Below are 5,810 nucleotides of genomic sequence, written 5' to 3' on the forward strand. Positions count from 1 at the left end.
GCCGACGCCCGCCTCGCCGTCGATTGGCACGCCGGTCGACTGCAGGTCGGCGATGTCGCGATAGATCGTGCGCTCGGAAACCTCGAGCCACGTACCCAGCTTCTGGGCAGTGACCAGACGGCCGCCGCGCAAATGCTGCACGATCTGGAAGAGCCTGTCGGCACGACGCATCGTATGGTTCCTCGATGTTGTTCCTATGCATGTCGTGGTTCCCAAAACCGGTTCCCACTTTTGGGCGACATGCACTATGGCTTCAGCCCTTCGCGCTTGCGCTGCACGGCGACGAACTCCGTGCCGAAGGACAGTTTCCTCGTTGTCGGCGTCCTGGCGTCCAGCACCCGCCAGAACGGCGCGATCTCGCTCAGCGCCATGCCGTGCTCGAGATCCTCGCCGGCGGCCTCGGCAACAGTGCGCAGATGATAGCCAATGGCGACCGGGCATGTCACTTCAGCCCCGTTCTCGATGGCCAGCGCGGTGCGCAGCGCGCGGACGTCCATCTCGACGCCTTCGGGGATCGAGCGGATGAAATCATCGACCTGGCGCGCCGTCGGCACCAGCATCGGCTGGCCTTCGACGACGTCGGCGAAGCTCCGCGGCGACGGCTTGATACCATTGACGCCCGGCGTGTTCAGCCTGTCGTTCCAGCTCTTCACCATGCGAAGTTCACTCTCTACTCCTGCCACACCATGACACGACCCTCCTGACAGCATACTGTCAGGAGGGTTCAGCACGTCTGCTGACGATAGGGTGCCTACATCCTGCTCGAACCATCAACTTTCTCACGCTCGATTGCCCGAAGTATTTCCGCTCCGTCGCTTCTACATCTGGGCGCGGCAGTGTCCGCATCCAAGCGCGGCCTGCAAAAATCGTTCAATGGTCGAGGTGGCGGCCGTTGCCGTACATATCCGGCCAGCCAATGTCCTTGCGGATGTCCGCGGGCAAGCTGTTCATGAAACGCTGGGTGCGGATCTCGTTGCGCATCGTGCGGATCTTGCCGACATAGTGCTCGATGCTGCGCAGTACCGTGAAGCTGGTCATGGCTGGTCTCCTCTTTTCGATGAGAACACTATCGCACACCCCTGCTGACAGCAGTCTGTCAGGAGGGTGGCAGGTCTGCGAAGAAGATTGCGGTCAGCCCGGCCGGCACCCCGGGAAACGGCCGTCTTGCGCGGTTCTGTTTGGGTCCGGAAGTGCGACGCCGGCTTTGACAGCAGGCTTCGATGCTGCTCAAAGGCGGCATGTCGAAGCTCCTGGCGCTCGTTGTCATTGGCATCATGCTCATCCAGCTGATCAAGCCGCTCGGCTGGCCGGGGCTGAGGCGGCGCAGCGATTTCTGGAAGCTGGCGCTGCTTGCCATGGCGGCGATCTCGATCACCGCTGTGCTGGGGCACTGGGGCTAGAGCCGAAGCGCCACCCCATCGGGCGCCGCTACGCCAAGGGCTGCTCGCCCAGAACAGGGGCTAGCAGATGCTCCGCCCAGGCGCGGTAGCCGGCTTCCGAGGCGTGGAATCCGTCGACGGCAAAGCCGGCCTGCGGATCGAGGATCGGCAGCCGCGACGCAGGAACCGCGCCGCGCTCCAGGCAGAGGCGCTTGCCCATCCGGTTCATCTCGGTGGCCCTGATCTCGAGAATCCTGCCAAGCAAGGATGGCATCGCCGGCGCCCGCGTGAACTCCAGCACCGGCGACCACACCACGCGCGCCTCCGGCCATTTGGCGCGCAGCGCGTAAAGCAGGCCGCCGAACTCCTTCTTGAAGCGTGGCACCGAGTGGAAGTTCTTGGTGTCGTTGGTGCCGATGGCGAGCACGATATGCGTCCACGGATCGGCCGACAAATTGGGCAGGACATGGTCGCGCACCTGGCCGGAAGTCGCCGAATTGAAGCCGGCCGCCCGCCAGCGCACCGCACTGCCGGTCCGTTCGGAAATCAGGATGGCGAGCTGCGCCGCAAGTCCGTTCTCGGAATGGCCAATGCCGACCGAGGCGGCGGAGGAATCACCCAGCACCAGCAGCGTGATCGCCGGCGCCTTGCCCTGCATCTCATGCATGACCGGACCCCGCGCCGGCAGCATGCGGCTGGTGCGACGGCGCACGCCGAGCCCCTGCCAGACATAGACGGGAAAGGCGAGCCAGGTGAGGAAGGCGAGCAGGCGCTGCATGGCTCATGCCCTTAGCGCATATTGTTGTGCGGGTGAACGATCTTGCCGCGCCGGTTCAGTCGCAACACGCCGACGGCGGCTCGGATACGTCCCCGTACTCGTCATGCAGCCGCACCCAGTCCATCAGGCCACCATAGGGGCCGGTCTCGTTGCGGCCCTTCGGCGTCATGTCGAGATAGTGATAGGCGCCGATCAGCTGATCGCCGCCGCGAGCGCGCGACGTGAAGGTGAGGAAGATATCGCCGGCCTCGTCCCTGTAGAACACGCTGGAACCGGGCAGGTCCTTGGAGGTGCGGGCGCGCCTTTCGAAATTGTAGGTGGTGTCGCCGGCCGCGATCTGCTTGTCGGTGAAGGAAACCTGCATGTCGAAGTTGAAGTCGGACGCATAGGACGACACCCAGTCGAACCGCCAGCCCATGCGCTGCTTGTAGGGCAACAGCTCGGCCAGCGGCGCGCGCGACACCACGACCAGCGACACGTCATGATGCTGGAGATGCAGATTGGCGCCGTCTATGTGGTCGGCGAGGAAGGAGCAGCCCTCGCAGCGATGGTTCGAACCGGGCGCCAGCATGAAGTGATAGACGATCAGCTGGCTGTTTTCACCAAAGAGCCCAGCCAGCCGTTTCGGGCCTTGCTCGCTCTCAAAGACGTAGTCCTTGCGGATCTTCAGCCAGGGCAATTCGCGCCGTTCGGCGGCGACGCAATCACGAAACCGAGTCAGTTCCTTCTCGCGCTCGAGGTGCTTTCTGTGCGCCTCGAACCAGTCTTCCCGCGAAACGATGGCATTGCGATGCATGACTATCTCCTGTCCTCTCCTGCCAAGGACGTTCGACATCGGGGCGATCCGACATGGCCGGCGCGCTTTCGACGCAGTCCCAGAAGTGGGGATGCCCGGCCGCGAAAACAAAACCCGGGCGCGTAGCCCGGGTTTTTCGTCGCGTCTGAAGAAACGTGTCAGGCGGCCCTTTCCAGCGCCGGCTGCCATTTGCCGAGCGCCGCCAGATGGTTCATGTGGGCGCGATGGATAAAGGCCGCCTGCCCGGCGGCTATGTTCGACGCCTTGCCACTCCAAGCTTTCTGCGCGGCTGCCTGCAAGGCACGGCCATAGGAGAAGGTGAGCTTCCACGGATGCTGGCCGATGGCGTTGATGGCGTTGAGGTTGGCGGTCGCCTCCTCGTCCGATTGGCCGCCGGAGAGGAAGGCAATGCCCGCAACCGCCGCCGGCACCGTCTCGCGAAACAGCTTTATTGTCTTTTCGGCCACGATCTCGGGACTGTCCAGCTTGCCCGATTTCTTGCCCGATATGACCATGTTGGGCTTCAGGATGGTGCCTTCGAGCACGACGCGCGCGGCATAGAGCTCGCTGTAGAGCTTGAGCAGCGTCGCCTTGCTGACCTCGTAGCAGGTGTCGATGCCGTGGGCGCCGTCCATCAGCACTTCCGGCTCGACGATCGGCACGATGCCGGCCTCCTGGCAGAGCGCGGCGTAGCGCGCGAGCGCATGCGCGTTCGAGCCGATCGAGGTCGCCGACGGCACACCCTTGGCGACGTCAATATCGATCACCGCGCGCCATTTGGCGAAGCGGGCGCCGAGCTTGTAGTAATCCGCCAGGCGTTCGCGCAGGCCGTCGAGGCCCTCGGTGATGGTGTCGCCGGGAAAGCCGGCCAGCGGTTTGGCGCCGGCATCGACCTTGATGCCGGGGATGGCGCCGGACGCCTTGATGATGTCGACCAGCGGCGTGCCGTCGGCAGCCTTCTGGCGGATGGTCTCGTCATAGAGGATGACGCCGGAAATGTAGCGCGTCATCGCGTCCCCGGCGCGGAACATCATCTCGCGATAGTCGCGACGGCTGTCGGCCGTCGATTCGACGCCGATGACGTCGAAGCGCTTCTTGATGGTGCCGGAGCTTTCATCGGCGGCCAACAGGCCCTTGCCGTCGGCCACGATCGCGGCGGCAATGTCTTCGAGACGTTCGCTCATTGTTGCTTCCTCCTGACAGCGGTTTTCCGCGGTTCACGGAACTCTACCGCCAAAGGAATGATGCCGGAAAGCGCGAAATCGAACGAATGTCGCGCCGCCGGGCCGGCTCGCCGAGTGTTGATCGAGTCGATTGGGCTGGTCGCATTCGTGCAACCCAGGCGTCACCGCTTGGCTGCAAGAATGCTCCGTTTTCACGGGCGGAAAAACCGCAGCCCGATTTTCCTGGAATTGCTTCAGCGCTTCAGCACCTCGACGCCGGGCAGCGGCTTGCCTTCCATCCATTCCAGGAAGGCGCCACCAGCGGTCGAGACATAGGTGAAGTCGTCGGCGACGCCGGCATGGTTGAGCGCGGCCACCGTATCGCCGCCGCCGGCCACCGAGACCAGCTTGCCGGCCTTGGTGCGCTGGGCGGCGTGCTTTGCCGCCGCCACCGTGGCGCGATCGAAAGGCTCGATCTCAAAGGCGCCGAGCGGGCCGTTCCAGACCAGCGTGGCGGCGCGGTCGATCCAGTCGGCGACGGCCTTCACGGTCTTTTCGCCGACGTCGAGGATCATGCCGTCGGCCGGCACCTCCGATATGGCGACGGTCTCGCTGGCGGCGCCAGCCTTGAACTCTTTCGCCACCACGCCATCGGCCGGCAGGATGATGGCGCAGCCGGCCTCGGCCGCCTCGATCATGATCTGCTTGGCGGTGGCGGCAAGGTCATGCTCGCAGAGCGACTTGCCGACCGCGGTGCCGCGCGCGGCAAGGAAGGTGTTGGCCATGCCGCCGCCGATGACCAGCGCGTCGACCTTCTTCACCAGGTTCATCAGGAGGTCGATCTTGGTCGAGACCTTGGCGCCGCCGACGATGGCGACGACCGGACGGACAGGATTGCCAAGGCCCTTTTCCAGCGCGTCGAGCTCGGCCTGCATGGTGCGGCCGGCGAAGGCCGGCAACAGATGCGCCAGGCCCTCGGTCGAGGAGTGGGCGCGGTGCGCGGCGGAAAAGGCATCATTGACGAAGATATCGCCATTGGCGGCGAGCTTCTCGGTGAAGGCCGGATCGTTCTTCTCCTCAGCCTTGTAGAAGCGGGTGTTTTCCAAAAGCAGCACATCGCCCTTGTCCATGGCGGCGACGGCGCTGCCTGCTGTGTCGCCGATGCAGTCGGCGGCGAAGCCGACGGGCCGGCCGAGCACGTCCGCCGTGGCATTTGCGATCGGCTCGAGCGAGAATTCGGGCGTGGGGCCGTCCTTGGGCCGGCCGAAATGGGCGAGCAGGATGACCTTGGCGCCCTTGCTGGACAATTCGGAGATGGTCGGCGCGATGCGCTCGATGCGGGTGACGTCTGTGACCTTGCCGTCAGCGACGGGAACGTTGAGGTCGACGCGCACCAGCACGCGCTTACCGGAGATGTTGCCGATGTCGTCCAGTGTCTTGAAGCCGGCCATGCTGGGTCCCTTTCTGCGAAAATCGCCGGGACCTTACCCACCACCGGCGACTATGCAAGGCCCGCGTTAAAGCGCGCGCGCAAAAATGATGTAGGCGCGTAAGATCAGCTTTCGCTCGCTGCCTTTTGCCCGACCGGTTCGGGTGTCGGGGGCTGTTCCGCCGGCGTCTCGGCGCCAGGCGCCCGCGCCGGCCTGCGCCGGCCGCGGATGAAGGCGGCGATGCGGTCGACGATCTCGCCGGCG

The 5,810-nt window shown here is 64.7% G+C and carries 8 protein-coding genes; 1 reads left to right on the forward strand and 7 read right to left on the reverse strand.

Annotated features, from left to right (window positions below; translation table 11 throughout):
* From EN781_RS23520 to EN781_RS23530, 3 genes are all read right to left on the reverse strand, one after another.
* Positions 1 to 171 (reverse strand): HTH domain-containing protein (locus EN781_RS23520; protein ID WP_127400376.1); only part of this gene is annotated, 171 nt, incomplete at its 3' end.
* 74 nt (positions 172 to 245) lie between these two features.
* Positions 246 to 656, reverse strand: coding sequence for a hypothetical protein (locus EN781_RS23525; protein WP_189347769.1), 411 nt, complete (start codon positions 654 to 656; stop codon positions 246 to 248).
* Between the two features lie 214 nt (positions 657 to 870).
* On the reverse strand, positions 871 to 1,038 hold the full coding sequence (locus tag EN781_RS23530; protein ID WP_126057966.1) for a hypothetical protein: 168 nt from the start codon (positions 1,036 to 1,038) through the stop codon (positions 871 to 873).
* 182 nt (positions 1,039 to 1,220) lie between these two features.
* Here EN781_RS23530 and EN781_RS23535 point away from each other — a divergent pair, with 182 nt between their 5' ends.
* Positions 1,221 to 1,400 carry a hypothetical protein gene (locus EN781_RS23535; RefSeq protein ID WP_189347771.1) on the forward strand — a complete coding sequence of 60 codons (180 nt, stop codon included), beginning with the start codon at positions 1,221 to 1,223 and terminating at the stop codon, positions 1,398 to 1,400.
* Between the two features lie 28 nt (positions 1,401 to 1,428).
* On the opposite strand, the gene EN781_RS23540 is transcribed toward EN781_RS23535, so the two are convergent.
* The 4 genes from EN781_RS23540 to EN781_RS23555 form a co-directional block, all read right to left on the reverse strand.
* Complete coding sequence (locus tag EN781_RS23540; protein WP_126057967.1) at positions 1,429 to 2,157, reverse strand: SGNH/GDSL hydrolase family protein; 729 nt, start codon at positions 2,155 to 2,157, stop codon at positions 1,429 to 1,431.
* Between the two features lie 55 nt (positions 2,158 to 2,212).
* Positions 2,213 to 2,953, reverse strand: a complete 741-nt coding sequence (locus EN781_RS23545) for a thioredoxin family protein (protein WP_126057968.1) — start codon at positions 2,951 to 2,953, stop codon at positions 2,213 to 2,215.
* A gap of 158 nt (positions 2,954 to 3,111) precedes the next feature.
* A complete protein-coding gene (locus EN781_RS23550; RefSeq protein ID WP_126057969.1) occupies positions 3,112 to 4,137 on the reverse strand; it encodes a class I fructose-bisphosphate aldolase in 1,026 nt (341 codons plus the stop codon).
* Positions 4,138 to 4,370: 233 nt separating this feature from the next.
* The gene (locus tag EN781_RS23555) at positions 4,371 to 5,567 is read right to left on the reverse strand and encodes a phosphoglycerate kinase (RefSeq protein WP_126057970.1); all 1,197 of its coding nucleotides are present in this window, start codon (positions 5,565 to 5,567) and stop codon (positions 4,371 to 4,373) included.
* Positions 5,568 to 5,810: the final 243 nt, after the last annotated feature.

Source organism: Mesorhizobium sp. M4A.F.Ca.ET.090.04.2.1 (assembly GCF_003999085.1).
Classification (GTDB): Bacteria; Pseudomonadota; Alphaproteobacteria; order Rhizobiales; family Rhizobiaceae; genus Mesorhizobium.